Origin of the sequence: Siccirubricoccus deserti (assembly GCF_014283215.1) — a bacterium.
GTDB lineage: Bacteria > Pseudomonadota > Alphaproteobacteria > Acetobacterales > Acetobacteraceae > Siccirubricoccus > Siccirubricoccus deserti.
The window spans coordinates 37080-62005 of sequence record NZ_JACOMF010000024.1 but is presented as its reverse complement, the minus strand read 5'-3'; the positions used below and the strand labels follow the sequence as shown (position 1 = coordinate 62005).

Below are 24926 nucleotides of genomic sequence, written 5' to 3'. Positions count from 1 at the left end.
CCCGATGACAGAGCCCCCCGCATCGCCCGGCTTGGTCGCCATCGTCGGCATCGGCTGCCGGCTGCCTGGCGCCGATGATCCGCAGGGCTTCTTCCGCAACCTCGCCACCGGCCGGGATGCGGTGCGCCGCGCCGCGCCGCATGCAGACGGCGCCATCGCCGCCTTCGGTGCTTTGGACGCGCTGGAGGAATTCGATGCAGGCTTCTTCCGCTTCATCCCCCGCCATGCTGCGCTGCTGGCACCGGAGCAGCGGGTGCTCCTCGAATGCGCCTGGTGGGCGCTGGAGGACGCCGGCTATGTGCCGGATGCGGTGCCCGGCAGCGTCGGCGTTTTCGTCGCCTCGGCGAAATCCAGCTACCGCCAGGGAGCACCGCGCAACGGGGCGGAGTGGCTGGTAGCCGACAGTGCAGTCGGGCAGGACTACGCGGCGACCCGTATCTCCTACAAGCTGAACCTGCGCGGCCCGAGCCTTTCCGTGGGCAGTGCAAGTTCCGGCTCCCTCGTTGCGGTGCACATGGCCTGCGAGGCCCTGCTGTCCGGCCAGTGCGACATGGCCCTGGCGGGTGGCGCCTCGGTGACCCTGCCGCAGGACCGATACCGCTACGACCCATCGCTGATGCTCGCCGCCGATGGATATTGCCGGCCCTTCGATGCCGCCGCCGGCGGCACGGTGCCGGGCAATGGCGGGGCGATGGTGGCGCTGAAGCTGCTCGACCTAGCAGTGCAGGATGGCGACCAGATCGTCGCGGTGATTCGTGCCGGCGCCGTCAACAACGACGGCGGAGGCAAGGTCGACTTCTACGCGCCCTCCCAGGAGGGGCAGGAAGCGGTGCTGCGCGAAGCCCTGGCCATGGCGGGGCTTTCGCCGGCCGATATCGGCTATATCGAGGCACACGGCACCGGCACGCCGCTGGGCGACCCAATCGAGGTCGCGGCACTGCAGGGCGTGTTCGGCCCGGCCGGACTGCCGCCGCGCAGCATACCCATCGGCGCGCTCAAGGGCAGCATCGGCCATCTGCACACCGCCGGCGGCGTCGCAGGCCTGGTGAAAACCGCGCTGATGCTGCGGCACCGGATGCTGGTGCCGAGCCTGCACTACAGCAGCCCCAATCCGCACAGCGTCCTGCAGGACTCCGCCTTCGCGGTCTGCACCGAGACCCGGCCCTGGCCGCAGCCGGAGGCAGGCCTGCCACGGCGGGCCGGGGTCAGCTCCTTCGGGATCGGCGGCACCAATGCGCATCTCGTGCTGGAGGAAGCGCCCGCGCCGCCGGGCCGGCCGGCGGAAGAGCCGGGCACATGGCATGTCGTGCCGCTCAGCGCCCGTTCCCCGGCGGCGCTGGCGGCGCAGCGGCAGCGGCTGATCGCCTTCCTCGAAGCGGCGCCGGGCCATGAACTACGGGACATTGCCTTCACGCTGCAGGCCGGGCGGCGGCATTTCGCACATCGTCTGGGGCTGGTGGCGAATAGCCTGGGCGGCCTGCTGGCGTCGCTGCGAGGCGAGGCGGTAGCGCCGCCGCCGCCGGCCCTGGCTGCCATGGTCCAGGGCTTCGAAGCCGGCGGCGAGGCCAGCTTCGCGCCGCTGCCGCAGGCGCGGCGCGTGTCACTGCCCGGCTATCCCTTCGAGCGCCAGCGCAATTGGATCGACCAGGCCGATACAGCGCCTGACCCTGTCGCGGCACCGGCAACCGCGGCCCTGGTAGCTACGCCGGCCGAGGGTCTGCTGCCCTTGCTGCGCGGCGTGCTGGCGCGCTGCCTGGACCTTCCGGTCGAGGAGATCCCGGCGGAACTGGGCTTTGGTGAAATGGGGGTGGAGTCCATCGTGGCGCCGCTGCTTGCAGACGAGCTGGCGGCGGCGACGGGGCGGGAGGTGACACCGCAGGATTTCTACAACCACCCCACGCCCGCGCGGCTGGCGGCGGCCCTGCAGCGGCGCGCCGGCCCGAAGGCGCAGCCTCCGGCGCCTGGACCGGCAGTGCCGGTTCCGGCCGATGCCCTGGCCATCATCGGCATGGCGGGGCGATTCCCCGGCTCGCCGGACCTCGATGCCTTCTGGCGGCTGGTCGCCGAGGGCCGCAGCACCGTGGGCCCCTTGCCCTCCGGGCTGTGGAAGGGCGCCGAGCGCCACGTCGGCGGCATGTTGCCGGACCACGATGCCTTCGACGCCGGATTCTTCCGTATCTCGCCGCGCGAGGCCCGGCAGATGGACCCGCAGCAGCGCGTCTTCCTGGAGGAATGCTGGCACGCCCTGGACGATGCAGGGCTGGTCGCCGCAGGGCTGGAGGGGAGGGAGATCGGGGTATTCGCCGGGGCGCAGGCCAGCGACTATCCGCGGGAAGGTGACACCAGCCACGGCACCATCGGCCGCTCGCTGGCCGTGCTTGCCGCGCGGGTCGCCTATGCTCTGGACCTCAGGGGCCCTGCGCTGACGGTCGACACCGCTTGCTCATCCGCACTGACCGCGCTGCACCTGGCGGCACAGTCCCTGCGGCTTGGCGAATGCGAGCTTGCGCTGGCCGGGGGCGTGTCCATCGCCATGCCCTATCCGCAGGCCCATGGCTTCTTCGCCGATGCCGGGCTGCTCTCGACTGGCGGTGCCTGCAGGCCCTTCGCCGCCGGGGCCGATGGCATCGTGCCGGCCGATGGGGTCGGCGTGGTCGTGCTGAAGCGGCTGGCCGATGCGCTGCGGGATGGCGACACGCTACGCGGCATCATCCTCGGTTCGGCTGTGAACCAGGATGGCCGCACGAATGGGATCACCGCACCGAACGGGCCGGCACAGACTGCGCTGATCACCGGCCTCTACCGGCGCGCCGGCATCGACCCGGCCAGCATCGGCCTGATCGAGGCGCATGGCACCGGGACCCGCATGGGCGACCCGATCGAGCTTGCGGCGTTGGCGGATGCCTTCGGCGGGGCCGGCTGCGCCATCGGGTCTGTGAAGGCCAATATCGGCCATGCACTGCCTGCGGCTGGCATCGCCGGGCTGCTCAAGACACTCCTGGCGATGGAGGCCGGCCAGTTGCCGCCGAGCCCACCGCATCTCGGCCAGGGCGACCAGGTGCCGCTGGGCGATGGCTGCTTCCACGCGCTGGGGAGGGCGATGCCCTGGCCGGTGGGCCGCCGCCGCGCAGCCATCAGCGCTTTCGGCTTCGGCGGCACCAATGCGCATCTGGTGGTAGAGGCGCCGCCAACCGCCGCCGCACCGCCGGAGGAGGCGGAGGTCTGGCCGATCCTGCTGTCTGCCCCTGATGCGGCGATTCTGGCGCAGCGCGCAGCCTTGCTGCGGGACTGGCTTGAAGGCCCCGGCGCCGGGGCCAGGCTCGGCGACCTTGCCTGGACCCTTGCGGGCAGTGCGCGCTTCCCATGCCGAGCCGGCTTCAGCGCCCGGAACCATGCCGATTTGCAGGCCGGGCTGGCGGCGCTGGCGGCGGGGCGCGAGGCTGGGCCGGTGGAAGAGCGCATGACCGCCTTCCTGCGCGGCGGCGAGGCGCCGTCCCTGCCGCGCGGCCAGCGGTTGCGGGTGCCGCCCTATCCCTTTGCCCGCGAGCGATTCTGGATCGGCAGCGAGCCTGCCCCGGCGCCGCCGGCGCAAACCGTCCCTCCGGCCGTCCCAGCCGCCGACCCCGAACGGCTCCGCATTCTCTGCGGGCTCGTGGCGGATGCGCTGATGCTGCCGGAGGAGGCGGTGACAGCTGATTCGGGCTTCGCCACGCTCGGCCTCGACTCGATCCTGGCGGCGGAATTGGCCGGACGGGTCAATGCGCGGCAGGGTAGCGTGCTGCGGGCGGTGGATTTCTACAACCACCCGACCCCTGCGGCGCTGCTGGCGGCCATGGAGGCCGCAGCGCCCACCGCCACCGCGCCTGCCGTGCCGATCCTTGCCGACTGCGCCGCCGATGCCGGGCTGCGCGACAGCCTGCGCAGGGCGGTGGCGGAGGCGCTCTACATCGCACCCGAGGCGGTCAGCGACACTGCCCCGCTGTCTGGGCTGGGGCTCGATTCCATCCTCGCTGTCGAAATCGCCAAGGCGCTGACCGACGCACTGTCGGTCCCGATCCGCGCCATCGACTTCTTCGAAGCGGGTACGGTGGCGAAGCTGGCGGAGCTGCTGGCCGGGCGAGGGCAGCCCGGGGCCGCGGCGCCACCGGTCCCGCCAGTGGGCGAGCCAGCGGCCGTGCCGATGGCCAGGCTAGCCATCCTCGCCCCTGCCATCGCGGCGGCGCCGGTCCGGGTAACGGCGCCGCCGGACGACGCCATCGCCATCATCGGCCTGGCCGGCCGCTTTCCGGGGGCTGCGGATCTCGACGCCTTCTGGGAGCTGCTGCGCGAAGGCTGCGACGCCATCACCGAGATCCCGGCCGGACGGTGGGCTCTCGATGGCTTCTTCGATGCGCAGCGCGGCGCGCCTGGCCGCAGCTACAGCCGCTGGGGCGGCTTTCTCCAGGACATCGACCAGTTCGATCCGCTGTTCTTCCGCATCTCCCCGCGCGAGGCCGAGCTGATCGACCCGCAGGAGCGGCTGTTCCTGACCTGCGCCCAGGCGGCGCTGGAGGATGCCGGCTGGGTGCCGGCAAGGCTGGGCGGCGGGCGCGTCGGCGTCTTCGCCGGGCTGATGTACAACGAATGGCAGCTCCTGGCGGCCGAGGCCTCCACCCCGGAGCATTTCATCCCGGCCCATGCGCCCTACTGGTCGGTCGCCAACCGCGTCAGCTTCACCTTCGGCTGGCAGGGTCCATCCATGGCGGTGGACAGCGCCTGCTCATCCTCGCTGACCGCGCTGCACCTGGCCTGCGCCAGCCTCAGGCGCGGTGAATGCGCGGCGGCGCTGGCGGGCGGCGTCAATCTCAGCCTGCATCAGCGCAAGTATCTCGGCCTGTCGGCCGGCCGCTTCGCCGCGTCCGATGGGCGCTGCCGCAGCTTCGGCGCCGGCGGCGATGGCTATGTGCCGGGCGAGGGGGTTGGCGTGGTCGTGCTGAAGCGGCTGGCCGATGCGCTGGCCGATGGCGACAGCATCCATGCGGTGGTGCGCGGCAGTGCCATCAACCATGGCGGCCATGGCAGCGGCTATGCGGTGCCCAGCCCCGATGGCCAGGCGGGCGCGATCCGCGACGCGCTGGCGGATGCCGGGGTGGACGCGGCGACCATCGGCTATGTCGAGGCCCATGGCACAGGGACAGCGCTCGGCGACCCGATCGAGATCGAGGGGCTGCGGCGGGGCTTCGCCGGTGCGGCGCGCGACCTGCCCATCGGCTCGGTGAAATCGAATATCGGGCATCTTGAGGCGGCGGCGGGCATGGCCGCGCTGGCCAAGGTGGTCCTGCAACTGCGCCATGCCACGCTGGTGCCCAGCCTGCACGCCACATCGCCCAATCCGGAACTGGACCTGCCGGGCAGTGGCTTCGTCGTGGTGCAGAGCCTGCGGCACTGGGCACCGCAGCAGGCCGAGGCGGGGCCGTTGCCACGGCGGGCCGGCGTCAGCTCCTTCGGGGCCGGCGGGTCCAACGCGCACGTCGTTCTGGAAGAGGCTCCCACTCCCCGAAAGCGAGGAATGCCGCCGGCGGGTCCCTGGTTGCTGCCCCTTTCGGCGCCTTCGGCCGTGCAGCTGGAGCGCTGGGCCGCGGCGCTCGCCGCGCATGTGCGGCGGCAGCCGGAGACGGCCTGGGCGCTCGCCGACCTTGCCCACACGCTGCGCATCGGGCGGGGCGCCTGGTCGCAGCGCGCCGCGCTGCTGGTGGCGGACCGGCAGGAATTGCTGGATGGGCTGGATGCGCTGGCGCAAGGCAGAGCCTGGGCCGGGCTGTGGCACGGCAGGGACGGTGGCAGGCAGCGGCCCGACACGGCGCCAGAGCCGGTGCGGGAGTCGCTGCAGGCCTGGCTGAATGGCGCCGCTGCCGAAGCGGCAATGGGCGCAGTCCCGGGCGCGCGGCGCCTGCCGCTGCCGCCGACGCCCCTGGCCGAGCAGCGCTGCTGGCTGCCGGACGCTCCCACGCCGCCGGCCGGGCCCGACGGGCCGCGCCGGCTGCACTGGGCGGCCGCCGACCCGGTGCTGGCGGAGCACCGCCTCGGGGGCCGGCCGCTAGTGCCCGGCGCGGCGCTGCTGCTGGCCGTGGTGGAGGCGACCGGCCTGGAGCAGCCGGTGCATCTCTCGGACATCGTCTTCGTCGCCCCGTTGGCGGGCGATGGGCTCGGGGCGAGCGCCGAACTCACCATCAGCGGCGGCCCGGCGGCCCGGCAATTCCTGGTCACCAGCGCCGGCCAGACGGTGATGAAGGGTCGTATCGAGGCGACCGGAGCGGAGGCGCCACCCTGCGGCGTCGGTCAGGACATCCCCGACGCCGCCGGGGCAGGCTTCGCGCCGGATGCCTTCTACGCCAGGCTGGAAGCGGCCGGCGCCGCCTATGGGCCGAGCTTCCGGCGCATCCTGGGTGCCTGGTCGGATGGCCAGTCGGCCCGGGTGGCTCTGGCACCGGGGGCACCGGCGGCCGGGTTGCTGGACGCAGCCTGGCAGGCGGTGGCGTTGCTGGCGCCTGCCCAGGTCGCGCATGCGCCCTTCACCATCGCCAGGGCCTGCTTCCATGGCAAGGCCGAAACCGCGGTGACGGCCCGGCTGCAGCGGTGTGGCGCCGTCGGCGCGGTCACGGTGGATGCGGTGGTCGAGGACCGCTCCGGCGCCTTGCTGGCGCATTTCTCCGGGCTGGTGCTGCGTCCGGTCTCGCAGCCTGCCAGGCCGGCCGAAGCGGTCGGCGGCACGCCGGATGGCATGGTCCTGCTGGCGCCGCGCTGGCTGGCGGAGCCGGCGCCGGCCCGGTCTGGCAGTGGCGCGGTCGCCGTCGTCGCGGGGCCGGGCGATGAGACTTTCCTCGCGGCGTTGCGCGAAGCCGCGCACCCCGTGCCGTTGCGCGAAGTGGCGCTGGATACCGCAGCGGGAGGTGGCGTCCGAATGGCCCGTGCCTGCGGCGATGCGGCCGAAGTCATCTTCCTGGCCGGCGTGGCGGAGGCAGAGGCGGCGATGCCGGACGCCCTCCGGTTACGACGGGCAGAGACCAGTGGCGTGCTGCCGCTGCTCGGGCTGATGCAGGGCTGGGCGAGCCAGGGCCCGCTGCGCGAGCGGCGGCTGAAGCTGGTGACGCGCGGCGTGCAGGCCACGACCGCGGCCGAAGCGCTGCGCCCCTGGCAGGCGGCGGCAATCGGGCTGGCCAAGGTGGTGGGGCTGGAGTTGCCCCGGCTGACGACCGCCACCATCGATCTGCCGGCCGAAATGGCCGCGATGGAGTTGCCCGCCCTCGCCGCCGCCGTGCTGGCCGAGCCCGTGCGCGACAGCCGCGCCGAGATCGCGCTGCGGGGCGGGCGGCGGCTGGTGCAGCGCGTGGCGCCGGTGGACTTGCCATCGCCGGGCTTCAACCCTTTCCGCCCCTGGGGTGTGCATGTCATCGCCGGCGGCGCGCGCGGCATCGGCTTGGCGATGGCGTGCCACATGGCGCGCCGGTCCCATGCCCGGGTCCTGCTGCTCGGCCGCAGCCCGGCCGAAAGCGCGGCCGCGGCGCTGGAGGCGGTGGCCGAGGCGGGCGGCAAGGCCCTGTACCGCCAGGCAGACCTGACCGACCCTGCCGCCTTGCAGGCCGCCATCGCCGAAGCGCGGCATCGCTGGGGCCCGGTGAACGGGGTGATCCACTCCGCCCTGGTGCTGGACGACCGTAGCCTGCTGCGGCTCGACGAGGCTTCGCTGCGCGTCGCGCTGGACCCGAAGGCCACCGGCGCGGTGGCGCTGGCCGAGGCGGTGGCAGGCGAGGCGCTGGACTACTTCGCCTTCTTCTCCTCGGCCAATGCGGTGTTCGGCAACGCAGGCCAGGCGAATTACGTCGCAGGCTGCCGCTTCAAGGATGCCTTCGCCTTCTATCTCCGCCAGACCCGCGGGGTGCCGGCGCTGACCATCGACTGGGGCTACTGGGGCGAGGTCGGCGTCGTCTCGGACGCGGCGCTGCGGGAAAGGCTGGCGCGGCAGGGGATCCTGCCGATCAGCATTGCCGAAGGGGTGGATGCCTTCGAGCGCGCGCTCTGCGCCGGCGTGGCCCAGGTAATGCCGGTGGCCGGCACGGCGGCGGCCTTCGCGCGCCTCGGCGTGCAGCCGGTGCCGCCGGCCCGGAGCGCCCAGGCAGCGACACGGGCGGCGGGCGGGGAGGCACCGGCGGAGCCGACCGCAGAGGCCACCGAGGAGGCAGCCCTTGCGGCGCTGGAGCGGCTGGCGGCGCGCGAGGTTGCGGCGGCCCTGGCCGGGCTCGGCCTCCGGCCCGGCCCGCCGCGCGATGCCGCGGCCTGGGCGGAGGAGTGCGGCATCGCGCCTGCCTGGCAGGGATTGTTCGCCGCCTGCCTCGACATCCTCGGCCGGGCCGGGCTGGCCAGGCGGCAGGGCGATGCCTGGGCGGCGCTGCCGCTGCCGCCGGCCAGCCCGGACGCCCGGGCGGCGGTGCTGGCGGCTGCCCCGGCGCTGTCGGCGCATGCCACGCTGCTTGACAATGCGCTGGCAGCGCTGCCGGCGGTGCTCAAGGGGCACGGCAATGGACTCGCGGCGCTGATGCCGGGCGGGTCCACCGCGCTGGTGGAGGCGGTGTACAGTTCGGCGGCGGCGACCCTGCGGCTCAATGCCGAAGTCGCCGATGCGGTCCGCGCCTCAGTCGCGGCGATGCCGGCAGGGCAGGGCCTGCGGGTTCTGGAGGTGGGTGGCGGGACCGGTGGCACCACGCAAGCGGTCCTGCCGATGCTCGCCGTGCTGCGGCCGGATGCGGAATATCTGTTCACCGACGTGTCGCCGGCCTTCCTGCCGGCGGCGCAGCAGCGCTTCGGGGGCATGCTGTCTGGCTTCCGAACCCTGCGCCTCGACATCGCCACGGTCGGGGATGCGGGCCTGCCGGAAGCGGATATCGTCATCGCCGCCAATGTCCTTCATGCAACGCCCGGGCTTCGCTACAGCCTGGAGGCCTGCCGGCGGCTGCTGCGGCCCGGCGGGGCGCTGATCCTGAACGAGACGACCGCGGCGCGCGACTTCGCCACCCTGACCTTCGGCCTGACCCCAGGCTGGTGGAATGCCGCCGACCCTGCCGAGCGCCTGCCGCATGGCCCCGCCGCGGCGCCCGAGACCTGGAGGCGTCTGTTGGCCGAGGCAGGATTTGCCGCCATCCGCAGCATCCCCGAGGCCGGCACCGCACCGCAGACCATCTTCATCGCCACGGCGCAGGATAGCAAAGCGGGAGCCGGTGCCGCCGGCCACGCGCTGCGGCAGCATCTCCTGCGCCTGGTCGGCGCTGTGCTGAAGCTGCAGCCGGAGGCGATCGAGCCGGTCGAGCAATTCGGCATCTACGGCCTGGAATCCACCATGGCGCTGGAGGTGATCGCCGCGCTGGAGGAGGATTTCGGGACGCTGCCCAAGGCGCTGCTGTTCGAGGCGAACTCGATCGAAGCCCTGGCGGCCTGGCTGGAACGCAACCACCCGGCCGAAGCGGCTGGCTTCGGCGCAACCGCGCCGCGGCACCCCGAGCCCATCCCGCTCCCCCAGGCCCCGCCTCGGACAGGGCCGGTTGCGGCGCCGGCGGAGGATGCCATTGCCGTTGTCGCCATGGCAGGCCGCTATCCCGGCGCCCGCACGCCGGACGCGCTCTGGGCGCTGCTCCGCGAGGGCCGCAGCGCGATCGGCGAAGTGCCCTCCGGCCGCTGGGACCATGCGGCCCATTACGACCCGGCGGCCGAGCGCGACGACAAGTCCCATACCCGCTTCGGCGGCTTCGTTGAGGATATTGACTGCTTCGATGCCCCGCTGTTCCACATCTCGCCCGCCGAGGCACGGGCGATCGACCCGATGGAGCGGCAGTTCATTGAGGTGCTCTGGGAGCTGCTGGAGAACGCCGGACACACGCCGGAGCGGCTGAAGCAAGGCGCACGCAACGCGCTGGGCGGCGATGTCGGCGTCTTCGTCGGCGTCATGAGCCAGACCTATGAGCAACTGGCGACCGAACTCTGGGCCAAGGGCAGCTATACCGGCGCCTTCTCCTCGCATTCCTCCATCGCCAACCGCGCCTCCTTCCTGTTCGACTTCACCGGCCCCAGCCTGGCCGTGGACACCGCCTGCTCCTCCTCGCTCAGCGCCGTGCACATGGCCTGCGAGGCGCTGCGTCGGGGCGACTGCCGCGCCGCTGTCGCCGGCGGCGCCAATCTGCTGATGCATCCGCTGCACCATATCCTGCTCTCGGCCTATCGGGTGCTCTCGCCCGATGCGCTGACCCGGGCCTTCGGCGCCGGCGGAAAGGGCTTCGTGGTGGGCGAGGGCATTGGCGCGGTGCTGCTTCGGCCGCTGGCCGATGCGCTGCGCGACGGCGATCCGGTGCTGGCCATCCTGCGTGGCTCCGCGGTGAACACCTGCGGGCGCACCACCAGCTATTCCGCCCCTTCCGTGACAGCCCAGACAGCGGTGATCGAGGCGGCGATGCGCCGCGCCGGGGTCGATCCCGGCAGCATTTCCTATGTCGAGGCGCATGGAACGGGGACCGAGCTCGGCGATCCGGTGGAGGTGCGCGCACTGACCCAGGCTTGGCGGAATGCATCCGACCAAGGGGATGCGCCGCGCATGAGCTGCGCCATCGGCTCCATCAAGCCCAATATCGGCCATCTGGAGGCAGCGGCGGGCATCGCCGGGCTGACCAAGGTGCTGCTGCAATTGCGGCACGGCATGCTGGCGCCGTCGCTGCACGCGGTGCCGCCCAATCCCAACATCGACTTCGCTGTAACGCCCTTCGCGGTGCAGACGCGGTTGGCGCCGTGGCCGCGGCTGGCCGGGCCGCGCCGCGCCGGCCTCAGCTCCTTCGGCCTCGGCGGCGCCAATGCGCATGTGGTGCTGGAGGAGGCGCCGGCCCTGCCGCCCGCCGCGCCCGATGACGGCAGCCCGGTGCTGATCCTGGTCTCGGCCCGGACCGAGGACCGGCTGCGCGCGCATCTGCAGCGGCTGGCGGCGGCGCTGCGCGCGGAGCCTGGCCTGGCAGTGCGGGATGTCGCCTGGACATTGCAGGTCGGCCGTCAAGGGCTGGCGGAACGCTGGGCCGTTGTCGTGCACAGCCAAGCGGAGCTGCTGGCCGCGATCGAGGCCTGGCTCGCCGGCCAGGCGGTGCCGGGGCTCCAGCGCGGCAGCCTGAAACGGCTGGGCTCCTCCGCCGCAGCCGGTACAGTCGCCGAACCGGGCCAGGCCACGGATCCCTTCGCCATGGCGGTGCACTGGGCGCAGGGCGGCCGCATCCTGCCGGAGCGGCTGCCGCGCGCCGTGCCGCCCCGCATCGTCGCGCTACCCAACTATCCCTTCGAGCCAAGGCGCTTCTGGCTCGACGAGGGGCCCGGCTTTTCTCGCGCCGCAATCACCGCCTCACGGGCCGAGGCGCGTGCCGCATCGACGGCGGCCGTGGCGCCGCTGCAACCGGTGGCCGATTATTACGACATCACGCTGCCGGTGCGCTCCGACAGGCTCGACGAAGCCTATTTCTCGCTGGCCCCGCTGGTCGCGCCGCCGCCCGGTTTCTCCTGGACCCGCACGGTGCTGGACCCGGCCGCCGACCCAGCCGCGGCGGAGGCCCTGCTGGAGGCCCAGCGGCACCTGCGCCGCGTGTTGCTGGACGGCGTCGACCTCGCATCACGCCCGGTGCGGGTGCTGGATTTCGGCTGCGGCGCCGGCACCGACCTGATCCAGCTGGCGAAGGCGCATCCCAGGCTCACCGGCCTTGGACGCAGCCTGGCGCCGGAACATGCGCGGGTCGCCGGTGCCAGGGTGACGCTGGCAGGGCTGGACCAGCGCCTGGCGATCGAGGTGGGCGACAGTGCCGAGGCCCCCTTTGCCGGGCTGTTCGACCTGATCCTCGGGATCGAGGTGGCGCATCATGTCGCCGACAAGGACAGGCTCTTCGCCAATCTTGTGGCCTCGCTCGCTCCTGGCGGACGAATCGCGCTGGCGGATTGCGTCGCCCGGCGCGTCGGCGTCGCGGTGCCGGAAACGGGGTCATGGACGTTGGCCGAGGCGGCCTATGCCGCCACAATGGCCCGGGCCGGGCTGCGGATCGCCCGTGTGGTCGATTGCAGCCAGGAGGTGTCCACCTGCCTGCAGGATAGCGCGACCGAGGCCGTGATGGCGCGGCTGGCAGCCGACGGCATGGCGGCGGACCGGCTCGCACTGGTGCGGCGTGTGCATGCGGGCTGGTCCAATTTCGGCCGGGCGCTGGCGGAAGGCAGCATCCGCTACCTGCTGCTGCAGATGGTGCGGGCGGCAGAGGATGTCGCCGCGCTGACGCAACTGAACAGCGCAGCGCTGGCCGCGGCGCTGCCCTATGCCGAGGCGTTGGCCGCCGCAGCTCCGCTGGGTGGGGCCGCAGCGTCGCGCCAGCATCAGGCCATCCTCGGGACGCTGCTGTCCTGCCTCGCAGGGGTGCTGGGCATGGATGCGGCGGATGTCGAGCCGGAGATGCCCTTTGCGGAACAGGGACTGGACAGCCTGGGCGGCCTGCGCTTCCTCGATGCGCTGTCGGCTGCCCTGGGCTGCACGCTGGATGCCCCGCTCATCTACGATCATCCGACGCCAGCGCTGCTGGCGGCGGCCCTGGCCCTGCAGGTGGCGCCGGGGTTCCCGGAGCCGGAGCCTGTGGCGGCACCGGCTCCGGCGCCCGCCGCCGTCCCGCCGCGGGGCGACATCGCGGCGGTGCGCGAATGCATGGCCGCCGTGCTCGGGATCACACCCAGGGAGATCGAGGTCGATACTCCGTTCGCGGCGCAGGGGCTGGACAGCCTGGGAGGGCTGCGCTTCCTCGACGTGCTGAACCAGAGGCTGGGGCTCTCGCTCGGCACCGAGACACTCTACGACCATCCGACGGTGACCGATCTCGAGACCCAACTCGGCCTCGCCGTCCCGCCGCCGCCGACCAAGACCGCCCGGGCGCCTGTCGCCGCGTCGCCAGAACCGCGGGGCCCGTCGCCGGTGGCAGTCGTCGGGCTGGCAACGCGCCTGCCGGGCGCTGCGAACCAGCAGCAGCTTTGGCAGGTGCTGCGCGAGGGGCGGGACTGCATCACCGAAATCCCGCCGGACCGCTGGGACATCCACCGGCACTGGAGCCCGGATCGGGAGGCGACGGACCGCAGCTATGGCAAATGGGGCGGCTTCCTCACCGACCACGACAAATTCGATGCCGGCTTCTTCGGCATCGCCGCGCGCGAGGCGGCATGCACCGACCCGCAACAGCGCGTCTTCCTCGAAGCCGCCTGGCACGCGCTGGAGGATGCCGGGCTGGCCACGGATGCGTTGCGCGGCACGCGATGCGGCATCTATGCGGGGCTCTGCGGCAACGAGTATGCCGGGCTGATGAGTCAGGCCGGCGCCGCGCCGGATGCCTATGCGATGCTCGGCAACGCCGGCTCCATCCTGGCGGCGAGGCTGGCCTACCTGCTGGACCTGAAGGGGCCGGCTCTCACCGTGGACACGGCCTGCTCATCCTCGCTCGTCGCGGTGCATCTCGCCGTGGAGGCGCTGCGGCACGGTGAGGTGGATGTGGCGCTGGCCGGCGGCGTTTCGCTTTATCTCGGGGAACAGCCATTCAAGCAGATGAGCCGGGCTGGCATGCTGTCCCCCACCGGGCGTTGCCGCAGCTTCGATGCCGAGGCCGACGGCATCGTGCCGGCGGAAGGCGTGGCGGTGGTGGTGCTGAAGCGGCTCGACCGCGCTATCGCGGACCGCGACCAGATCCATGGCGTCATCCTTGGCAGCGGCATCAACCAGGATGGCCGCACCAATGGCCTGACGGCACCTTCGGCCGCCGCCCAGGAAGCGCTCATTGGCGAGACCCTGGATGCCATCGGCGTTCCGGCGGACAGCATCGACATGCTGGAAGCGCACGGCACCGGCACCCGGCTGGGCGACCCGATCGAGGCGGCGGGGCTGGTGGCTGCGTTCTCGGCGCGGACGCAGCGCCGTGGCTTCTGTGTGCTGGGAAGCCTGAAGACCAATCTCGGTCATACCACCGCGGCATCCGGTGTAGCGGGGCTGGCGAAGGTGCTGCTCTCCCTCCGGCACGGCGTCATCCCGCAGAGCCTGCATCTCGCCACGCCCAATCCGCTGATGCGCCTGGACGGTTCGGCCTTCCGGCTGGCGACCGCGGCGGAAGCCTGGCCCGCGGTCGCGGGGCGGTCGCGTCGGGCCGGCGTTTCCTCCTTCGGCTTCTCGGGCACCAATGCGCATCTGCTGGTGCAGGAAGCGCCCGTCCGGCTGGCTGCAGCGGAGGAGGAGGGCTGGCGGCTGGTTACGCTGTCGGCCCGGGACGCGGCTGCGCTGCAGCGGAGCCTCGTGGCGCTCGGCGACTGGCTGGATCAGACAGGGCCGCTCCGGCTCGCGGATCTCGCCTATACGCTGAACCACCGCCGGCGGCACGAACCGGTGCGGGCCGCCTTCGTGGTGGCTGACCTCCCCAGCCTGCGCAAGGCACTGCGCGAACCGGTGGAATTCCTGCCCAAAGCTGTCGCGGTGCCACCGGCGCCACGCGGGGTCCGCTGTGACTCCGCCGCATGGCATGGCTGGCTGGATGCCCAGGCGGAGGCCTATCGGGCCGGCGGGGCGCTCGACCTTGGGGCGCTGGACGAGGGCGCCGGGGTGCAGGTCGTCTCGCTGCCCGGCTATCCCTTCGCGCGGGACCGCCACTGGTTCGTGGCACCCGATGCCGCGCCGACGGCAATCCGCCTCTACGCCCCGGCCTGGCAAGCGGCGCCGACTGATGCCGGGGCAGGAACCGGGGCCGTGCCACGTGGGACGACGCTGGCCCTGGTCAACAGCCCGGCGGAGGCGGCGGCGCTGGAGGCGCTGCTTCCAGGCCCGCTGCATCCGGTGCTGGCCGGGATGTTCTGCGATCTGGACGCCACGCCGCCGGTGATCCGTCCCGGTGCGCCGCAGGACGTGGAGGCGCTACTGCGGCGGCTGCCGACGCGGCCGGACCGGGTGGCGGATCTCTGGGCGCTCGGCACGGCCGCCGGCGCCGATCCGGTCGGGCAGGCGCGCGCCCTGTTCGTGCTGGCGCAGGCATTGGCCGCGGCCCCCGGGGCGAGCCATGGGCCCGTCCGCATCGTCCATGCCCATCCCGCCGAAGCCCCGGGCGGTGCGGCGGGGCTGGTCTCCAGCTTGCCGCAGGCGGCGCCCGGCCTTGCCCTGTCAACGCTCGGGCTCGACTCGGCGGCGCGGGCCGGTGCGCTGCCCCTTGTCGCGGCAGAGTTCGCCCGGCCGGCAGGCGAGATCCGCCACCAGGCCGGCCAAGCCGAGATACGGCGGCCGCTGCCGCTCACCGCACCGGCGGGCGCTGCGGCGGCGGTGACCGGCACGATTCTCGTCGCCGGCGGGCTCGGTGGCATCGGGCAGGTGCTCTGTCGCCGCTTGGCGACGCCTGGGGTCAGGCTCGCCATTCTCGGCCGCTCGCCGCCGTGCGAGGCCGGGGAGCTGCTGCTTGGCGGCCTGCGTGCGACGGGAGCCGAGGCCGCCTACTGGCAGGCCGACGTCACGGACGCGGCCGCACTGGACCGCGTACTCGGCAGCATCCGTCGCGCCTTCGGGCCGGTCACGCAGGTGCATCACCTGGCCGGTGTGATGGGCCGCAGCACCCTGGGCGGCAAGCCGGTGGCCGAGGCCGATGCCGTCCTGGCGGTCAAGATCGCCGGCGCGCTTGCGCTGGACGCCGCCACCGCCGCCGACCCGGTGGAGCAGTTCGTGCTGCATGGCTCGCTGGCCGCCACGCTGGGGGATCTCGGCCAGGGCGACTACGCCATGGCCAACCGGTTCCTCGAAGCCTTCGCTGAATGGCGGGCCGGCCAGCGGCGGGGCCGCAGCCTCTGCATCGCCTGGCCGCTCTGGGCTGAGGGCGGCATGCAGCCGGGGGCCGCGGCCGCGACCCTGCTGCAAGGTCTTTCCGGCCTGCCGCCACTGCGGACAGCGGACGCCCTGGCCGCCCTGGATATGGCCCTGGGACTGGACCAGCCGGTGGTGCTGGTGGCGACCGGGGAGCTCGAAGCGGTGTTGCCACGGCTCGGTGCCGCGCTGCCCGTGCCGCGCCCGGCAGGGCCGCGCCTTGCCTTGCCCGAAGGTGGCCTTTCGGAATGGTTGCGCGGCCTCGCCGCCGGCATCCTGCGGGAAGATGCTGCCGCCATCGATCCGGCGGCCAGCCTGCTCGAACACGGCTTCGATTCCATCACCCTGAAGGAACTGGCCTCGGCCATGTCGCGCAGGCTGGGCATCGAGATCTCCGCCACACTGTTCTACCGCCACGGGTCCCTGCAGGAGATCTCGGCGCATCTCGCCGCGGAGCATCCCGGTGCCTTCGCCATGGTCGCGCCGCCCGCCGCGCCCTTGGCGGCTGCCGAGGCCGAGGATCCGGTCGCGATCATCGGCATGGCCGGGCGCTTTCCCGGCGCGCCCGACCTGGAGGCGTTCTGGGACCTGCTGCGCCAGGGCCGGGACGCCATCGGCCCGCCGCCGGCCGGCCGGCCGGGCTGGCAAGGCCACCTCACGCCGGCCGGCTACATCGAAGGCATCGAGGAATTCGACGCCGCCTTCTTCCAGATCGCGCCGAACGAAGCGGCGCTGATGGACCCGCAGCAGCGACTCTTCCTGCAGACTGCCTGGCAGGCGCTGGAAGCGGCCGGCATCCGCCCGGACAGTCTTGCCGGCAGCCGCGCCGGCGTCTTCGTCGGCGCCCAGTCCAGCGACTATGCCGAAGTGGTGCGCGGGCTCGCCGCGCCGCAGCTGGTCACCGGCCTTGCCCATGCCGCAATACCGAATCGGCTCAGCTACTGGCTCGACCTGCGTGGGCCCTCCATCGCCATCGATGCCGCCTGCGCCGCCGGGCTGCTCGCCGTCCATCAGGCGGCCGGCGCCATCCGCGCTGGGGATTGCGGACTGGCGATCGCCGGGGCGGTGAGCCTGCTGCTCAGCCCGACCTCCGGGCCCATGGTGGAAGCCATGGGCGTGCTGGCGCCCGATGGCCGCTGCAAAAGCTTCGCCCGCCAGGCGGATGGCTATGGCCGTGGCGAAGGGGTGGCGGCCGTGGTGCTCAAGCGGCTGTCGCAGGCGCTGGCCGATGGCGACCCGGTGCTCGGCGTCATCCGCGGCAGCGCGGCGGGGCATGGCGGCCATACCGCATCCCTGACCGCGCCCGACCCCGCCGCTCAGGCCGCGCTTCTGCTGCAAGCCTGGGAAGCGGCCGGGATCGATGCCCGCGACATCGCCTATGTCGAGGCGCATGGGACTGGCACCGAGCTCGGCGACCCAACGGAGGTCGATGGGCTGAAGGAGGCGCTGGCGACCCACGCCGCACGGCGCGGCGAGGCTGCGCTGCCCCGCGGCCATGTCGGCCTGGGCAGCGTGAAGTCCAATATCGGCCATCTCGAGCCGGCCAGCGGACTGGCGGGACTGGCCAAGGTGCTGCTCGCGTTCCGCCACGGCACCTGGCCCGCGAGCCTGCACTGCGCCGAGCCCAATCCATTGCTTCGGCTGGAGGAGACGCCGCTGCGCCTGGTGACCGCGCCTGAACCATGGCCCGGCCCACAGGCGGTGGCAGGGCTGAGCGCCTTCGGCTTCGCCGGGGCCATGGTCCATATGCTGCTCGCGCCGCCGCCGGCGCTGCGGGCCCGCCCGCCCGCTCCAGGGGGCGCACGGCTGGCCCTGCCGCTTTCGGCGCGCGACCTGCCGGCTCTCCGGCGCATGGCGGCGGCTCTGTGCGCGGTGCTGGAGCGGCCCGACACCCCGGCGCTGGACGCCGTTGCCCACACCCTGCAACACGGCCGCACCGCCTTCGAGCAGCGGCTGGCGGTGGTCGCCGGCACGGCGGCGGAAGCGGCGGGGCTGTTGCGCGCTTGGCTGGACGGCGCGGCGGCTGCCTGGCCGGAGGCGGTGTTCTTCCCCGCCGCCGAGGTGCCGCGGCGCCCGTTCCGGCAGTGGCTGAGGCGGACACCGGCCGCTTCGCCTGCGGAGGCCGATGCTGAAGCCCTGGCGCGCGCCTGGGCGGGGGGAGAGGATGTGGTCTGGCCGGCACCGCCGGCCGGCGTGCCCGTCGCGGCGCTGCCGCCCTATCCCTTCGCGCCCTCGCCGCACTGGGCCGTGGCGCCCGGGGCGGCTCCGACCCCGTCCCCTGGCCTGCTGGGCCCTGCCGAAGCGGGGCCGGATGGCACCACTTGGCCGCTTGCCTTCCCGGCGCTGCTGGCCGACCACCGGGTCTCCGGCCAGCCGATGCTGCCTGCCGCCGCCACTGCGGCGCTCGTGCGCGCCGCGGCCGGCCCGACGGCTGCCCAGTTCGCCGACCTGCTATGGAGCCGTCCGATCGCGCTGAATGCGCCGGCCCGCTTGCGGCTGGCGCGACCCGGACTGGATGGCAGCGCGGGTTTTGAGATCCTCGATGCGGAGGGCACGGTAGCCACCAGCGGGACCGTCCTGGCCGGCTGTCCACCACAACCCGCGCCCGAGCCCTTGGCGGCGATCGCCGCCCGCTGCCCGGAGCGGCTGGCCGGGGCGGCGCTGTACCAGGACTTCGCCGCCGCCGGGCTGGAATGCGGCCCGGCCTTCCGCCGGCTGCTGGAGGTTTCGCTCGGCGAGACGGAGGCGCTGGGACGCCTTGCCCCGGCAGTTGGCGGGAGCGGGCCGAGCCTGGAGCCCGATCCGGCGCTGCTGGATGCCGCCGCACAGGCAGGCGCGGCCTTGCTGCGACGCCTCGGGGCGGGGCCGTTGCAGCCCTTTGCCGCCGATGCCATCCGGCTGTACGCGCCGCTCGATGCCGCGGCCTTCGTGCTGGCGCGGCATGGCGGCGAGGAATTGCTCGACCTCGCCGTGCTGGACGATGAGGGCGCTGTGCTCGCCGGCATCGAGGGTCTCTTCGCCCGCGCGCCGGCGCCCTTGCCGCCGCTGTCGGTCTGGGTGCCGGACTGGGAGGTGATGCCGGATGCGACGCCGTCCGACATCTGCCTGGATGCGCCGGTGCTCGTGCTACGGCAGATGGCGGATCGGGGCCTGACCGCTGCGCTGCGCGCCATCCATCCCGGACTGGTCGAAATCCGCCTCGGCCATGTGACCCGCCGGCTCGGCGCGCAGGCCTGGGAGGCCGCCCCAGCCGAGCTGGAACGCGCCCTGGCCATGGCGGAGGCCGAGGCCGGCGCCTTCCGGCGGATCTACGCCCTGAATGCACTGACCGGCCTGGACGAGTTCGACCCGGCGGCCCTGCTGGCGATGCAGGCCCTCGGGCTGGCGCCGCTCTTCCGGCTCGGCCGCTTCCTGGCCCGCCCGGGACGCGTCACCGCCAGCTTGGTCGCGGTGACCGAGCGGACTGAGTCACGGGAGGCGCCGGACCCCAGCGGGGGCGGTGTCGCGGCTTTCTGCCTCAGCCTGGGGCAGGAGTGGCCGGCGGGGCGCGTCGTTGCGGTCGATATCGATCCTGGGCGGCAGGATACCATGGCCTTGGCGCGCTTGCTCGCCGCCGAGGCGGGCGAGCCGGGCCGACCCGCCGAATTGCTGTGGCAAGACGGCCGCCGCATGGCGCGCGTGCTGCGGCCAGTCGCGCTGCCGCCGGCCGCCGAGCTGGCGGCCGGGCTCTATCTGCTGATCGGCGGCGCCGGTGGCATCGGCGGGGCCCTGGCCCGGCACCTGGCGCGGCCCGGGATGCATCTGGTGCTGACCGGGCGCCGCGCGGCCGATGCGCGGATCGAGACCCTGCTGGGCGAACTCCGCGAGCTTGGCGCTGCGGCTGAATATGTGATGGCGGATGCGGCCGATGCGCCGGCGATGCTGGCGCTGGTCGCCCGGTTGCGGCGGCAGCACGGCCCGATCGCCGGCGTGGTCCATGCCGCGCTGGTGCTGGCCAATGCGCCGTTGGCCGGCATGACGGATGCGGGTTTCGCTGCGGCGCTGGCGCCGAAGCTGGCCGGTTCACTCTGGCTCGCCGAGGCCTTTGCCGAGGAGCCGCCGGGGTTCCTCGCCCTGTTCTCCTCCGTCATCGGCCTGTCCGGTGGCGCGGGCCAAGCCAATTACGCGGCGGCGGCGGGTTTCCAGGACGCCTTCGGGCACTGGCTGGCAAGCCGGCTGCGCTGCCCCTTGCGCATCCTCGACTGGGGCTTCTGGAGCGATACCGGCAGCGTCGCCCAGCCGGCGGAGCGTGCCAGGCTGGCGCGGCTCGGCATGGGGGGCATCGCCACCGGGGAGGGGCTGTCTGTCTTCGCCCAGGCGCTCGCCGCGCCGCATCTGCGCCTGGCGATCGCCCGGATGCTGCCGGCCGGCCGCGGCGCGGCACCTGCCGCACCCGCGGTACCGGTTTCCACGCCGCTGGCCGCCGGGCTCGCCGTGTCCCGGCCCCGGTTGGAGCGGCCGCAGGTGCTGGCATGGCTGCGCAGCCTCTTCGCGGAGTTCCTCGGGTGCGACGCCGACAGCGTGCCGGAAGCCGAGCCGCTGGTGCTGCTGGGCGTCGACAGCCTCGTCAACATGCAGGTGCTGCGGCGCCTGGAGGCCACGCTGGGCCGCCTGCCGCGCACCCTGCTCTTCGAGCATGGCGACCTTGGCCAGCTGGCGGATGCCCTGCTCTCCAGCCATGGCGCCGCGCTGGCGGCGCTGCTGGGCGTGGCTCCCGCGCCTGCCGCCGCCATGCCCGCCCGGGCAGCGCCTGCCCCGGCCGTGGTCCCGGATGAGGGCGCCATCGCCATCATCGGCATGGCCTGCCGCTTTCCCGGGGCCGATACGCTCGAGGCCTTCTGGTCCATGATCCGCGAAGGCCGCGACGCCTTCGGGCCGGTGCCGGCGGATCGGTGGCCGGCCAGTGCGACGGAGCGAGGCGCCTTCCTCGACCGCGTCGACCTGTTCGACCCACTGCATTTCGGCATCAGCTTCCGCGAAGCCGCCGCGATGGATCCGCAGGAGCGCCTGTTCCTGCAGACCGCATGGCATGCGCTGGAGGATTCCGGCCACACGCGGGCAGGGCTGCGGGCTGCGGCGTTGGCCGGCACCGGCGCCGATGTTGGGGTCTATGTCGGGGTCATGAACGGCGCCTTCCAGCTGCATGCCGCCCGGCCGGGCGCCGGCGGTACGCAGGTGCAGGCCATCGCGCCCTATTGGTCCATCGCCAACCGGGTCAGCTGGCTGTTCGATTTCCATGGTCCCAGCATGGCAGTCGATACCGCTTGCTCTTCTTCGGCCGCCGCCCTGCACCTGGCATGCGAGGCGCTGCACCGGGGCGAGATCGGCGCCGCGCTGGTCGGTGGCGTGTCGCTGCTGCTGCACCCCCGCCAGTTCGAGACGATGCATGCCATGCGCATGATTTCGCCGAGCGGACAGTGCCGGCCCTTCGCGGCCGGCGCCGATGGCTTCGTGCCGGGCGAGGGGCTCGCCGCCGTGGTCCTGCGTCCGCTACGCGAGGCGGTCGCCGGCGGCGACCGGATCCTCGGCGTGATCCGCGGCAGCGCGATGAACACCGGCGGGCGTACCAGCGGCTATACCGTGCCGAATCCCGCTGCCCAGGCCGCGGTGGTCGCCGCGGCGGTCGCCCAGGCCGGCGTCGATCCGGCCAGCATCGGCTATGTCGAGGCGCATGGGACCGGCACCGCGCTGGGCGATCCGATCGAGTTGGAAGGGCTTGGCCGCGCGCTGGACCCGAATTTCGCTGACCGTAGTCAGCGCAATTCGGGTCCAGCTTTTCCTGAGCCAGCGCTTCACGCCTTGACGGTGTCCGCCTGCGGCGAACACCGTCAGGGCGATCGCGGGCTTGACCAGGGCGCGGGGCTGCCGCCCTGCGCGGTCGGATCGGTCAAGGCGCTGGTAGGGCATCTGGAATCGGCCGCGGGCGTGGCGGGGCTGGCACGGATCCTGCTGCAGTTCCGCCATGGCGAGATCGCGCCCGCGCCGCTGCGCGGCGCATTGAACCCGGCCTTGCCGATCGACGGGTCCCGCTTCGTGCTGCCGGCCGCGGCGATGCCCTGGACCGGCAGCCGGCGTGCCGGGTTGTCCTCCTTCGGCGCCGGCGGCGTCAATGTGCATCTGGTGCTCGAGGCGCCGCCGCCGTCGCCCGCGCCGCCGCCGGCGCGGCCCCGGATCGTGCCGCTCTCGGCGCGGACAGCAGAGCAGCTGCGGCTGATGGCCGGCCGGCTTGAAGCATCGCTGGCGACCGGCGAGGCGGACCTCGCCGCCATCGCCTACACCCTGCAGACGGGGCGGGAGGCGATGGCGCACCGCTTCGCCTGCGTAGCCGCCGACCTGCCGGGGCTGCGCGCGGCGTTGCGCGAATTCCTGTCGGGGCCGGATGCGGCCATGCCGCCGCTGCCGGCCGGCCGCGTGACCACGGCGCCGGAGGCCTTGCGTGGCATGGCGCTGCCGGCGCTGGCGGCGCTCTGGGCCAGCGGCACCAACCTGCCCTGGGAGGCGATCTGGGACGGCCCGGTGCCGCAGCGGGTCGGGCTGCCGAATTACCCCTTCGCGGCGGAGCGGCATTGGCCGGCCGGGCTTACGCCGCTGGAAGCCGCCCAGGCACCGGAGCCCGATGGCCCGCATCCGCTGATCGAACGGGTGCTGCCCTCGCTGCAGGGCGCCGGTTTTGCCGTGAAGCTGGATGCGGCGGCGCCGCTGCTCGGCGGGCACCGGGTGGATGGGGCTGCGCTGCTGCCGGGCACCGCCGTGCTGGAACTCGCGCGTGCCGCTGTGGCGCTGACGACCGGCGAAGCGATCTCCACGCTGGCGGATGTCGCCTGGCTGGCACCGCTGCCGGCCGGGGCCAAGGTCGTGCTGAGCCTTCGGGAAGATGTGGCCGGCCTGCGCTTCGAGCTGACCTCGGCACCGGATGGCCGGCGGCTTCTGCATGCATCAGGGCTGGTGCCGGCATCGCAGGACGGTCCGCCGCCCCCGGTGCGGAATCCTGGCGGCCTGGAGGCGGCGCTGCCGCAGCGGCTTGAGGGCGCCGCAATCTATGCCCGGTTGGCGCAGCTCGGCGTGGCCTATGGCGAGCCCTTCCAGGGTCTGGCGCGCATCGCCTTCGATGCCGATACTGCGCTGGCGTGGCTGCATCCCGTCGTGCTGATGCCGGGCATGCCATGGCAGCCGGCGCTGCTGGATGCCGCCTTCCAGGCAACGATGGGGCTGCTTGGCGCGGCCGGCCAAATCGAGCCGCTGGTGCCCTTCCTCGCGGAGTCGGCGCGGGTCTTCGCGCCGCTTGGCGAGGCCATGGCCGTGCTGGTCCGTCGCGCGCCGCTCGGCGGTGCCGGCGGCGTGGTGGTGGATATCGAAGTGCTCGGCGCGCATGGCGAGGTGCTGGCTGCCTTCGGCCGGGTCACGCTGCGCCGGCGCGCGGCGGAGGTGGCTGCGGGCGCCGCAGCACCGGGCCTGGCCGGGTCGCCGCTGGATCGGCTGGACCGGCTGGCTGCGTCGCGGATGCTTGCGCAGTGGCAGCGGCATGGCGTCTTCGCCGCGCCGGCGCAGCGCTGCACTCGGGCGGAGATCGCGCAGGCGCTGCGGCTGCATGCCGGCCACGCCCGGCTGCTCGCCGCCGCGCTCGACCTGTTCGGCCAGCGCGGCTGGATACGGCAGGACGGCGAGGCATGGTGCGCGCTCCCGACGGCGCTGGAGGCCAGCCGCGACTGGCAGGCAGCGCAAGACGCCCTGGCCGCTGCCGAGCCGACGCTGGCGCCGCATCTCGAATTGCTGGACCGCTGCATGGCCTCGCTGGACGGCATCCTGGACGGCAGCATCCCGGCGAGCGAAGCCTTCTTCCCCGATGGGTCCATGGAGTTGCTGGCCCGGGTCTATGCCGGTGACGACAATGCGGCTTTCCTGCATGGGGCAGCGGCACAGGCGGTGGTCCAGGCTGTGCGAGCCGCTGGCGCCTCGCCACGGGTGCTGGAGATCGGCGCCGGGACCGGCGGCACCACCGGGCCGGTGCTGCACGCGCTGCGCCGGGCCGCCCTGTCGGCCGAGTTCGTTTTCACGGATCTCTCGCCACGCTTCCTGCAACAGGCCCGCGAGCGGTTCGGCGCGGACCATGCGGGCTTCCGCACCACGCTGCTCGACATCTCGCGCGACCCGGCGGAGCAGGGGCTGGCAGGCGGGTTCGATGTGGTCCTCGCGGCCAATGTGCTGCATGCCACGCCGGAAATGCGCGAGACGCTGCGGCATGCCGCCGCGCTGCTGACCCCAGGTGGCACCCTGGTGGTGAACGAGATGACCGCGGCGCGTGACTACGCGACCCTGACTTTCGGCCTGCTGGAAGGCTGGTGGCTGGCGAATGATCCGGCATCCCGCCTGCCGCACGCGCCACTGCTCTCGATCGGGCAATGGCGGTGCCTGCTGGCTGAGTCCGGCTTGGAGGTGGCCGCCGTCACCCTGCCGCCTGCCGTCACCGAGGAAGCCGCCACGCCGCAGGCCGTGCTGGTGGCCAGGAAGGCGGCGGCCCGGCCGGAGGCTGCGGTGGCCGCGCCAATGGCCATGCCGGCGGCGGCGCCGGCATGCGCGCCGCCGCAGGGCAGTGTAGGCTGGATCGAGGATGCGGTGACGGAGGCGGTCGCGGCGGTCTTCGAGATGCCGGTGGAGACGGTGCGGCTTGGCGGCATCCTCAGCTTCAGCGAACTCGGCGGCGATTCCCTGCTCTCCGCCGAGCTCGCGGCGAGGCTGGGGCAGCGGCTGGGCGTGCCGCTGAAGACCACCGCCATCTTCAATTACCCGAACATCGCGCTGCTGGCGGCGCATATCGCCGAGGAATTCCCCGGCATCGGTGCCCCGGCGAAGGCCGTGCCGCCCTCCGCCCCGGCCGTTCCCGTGCCGGAGGACGAGGAGGCGGCGCTGCACGCGGTGCTGCGGGCGCTGGAGACCGGCGATATCGATGTGGACGAGGCCCTGCGCCGCGTCACCCCCGCGCTCTGACCGG

Annotated in this window: 1 protein-coding gene; it reads left to right on the top strand. The window is 73.4% G+C overall.

Annotated features, from left to right (window positions below; all coding sequences use genetic code 11):
* The first annotated feature begins 4 nt into the window (after positions 1-4).
* Positions 5-24922, top strand: a complete 24918-nt coding sequence (locus H7965_RS17875; RefSeq protein WP_186771952.1) for an SDR family NAD(P)-dependent oxidoreductase — start codon at positions 5-7, stop codon at positions 24920-24922.
* The last annotated feature ends 4 nt before the right edge of the window (positions 24923-24926 follow it).

Bases quoted from the DNA above. Each gene is read 5' to 3' on its own strand.
- H7965_RS17875 (WP_186771952.1), top strand. From the start codon at position 5: ATGACAGAGCCCCCCGCATCGCCCGGCTTGGTCGCCATCGTCGGCATC.